Source organism: Paenibacillus sp. 102, from assembly GCF_039549175.1.
Classification (GTDB): domain Bacteria; phylum Bacillota; class Bacilli; order Bacillales; family Bacillaceae_G; genus Bacillus_A.
In genome coordinates, this window is sequence record NZ_JBCGHT010000113.1 from 1 (window position 1) to 220 (window position 220).

1 pseudogene is annotated in these 220 nt (G+C 43.6%); it reads left to right on the forward strand.

The features are described 5' to 3' along the window. Positions 1–2: 2 nt before the first annotated feature. A pseudogene (locus AAIE21_RS29550) lies at positions 3–220 on the forward strand (cell wall-binding protein); the annotation flags it as partial.

The window sequence follows — 220 nt, forward strand, 5'->3', positions numbered from 1 at the left end:
AAATTAATGGTTCTTGGTATCTTCTTCAACCCAACGGTGTAATGGCTACCGGGTGGTATTTTGATGGCGTTAACTGGTTCTACCTTCATAATGGCGGCAATATGGCTACTGGATGGACGAAAATTAATGGTTCTTGGTATCTTCTTCAACCCAACGGTGTAATGGCTACCGGGTGGTATTTTGATGGCGTTAACTGGTTCTACCTTCATAATGGCGGCAA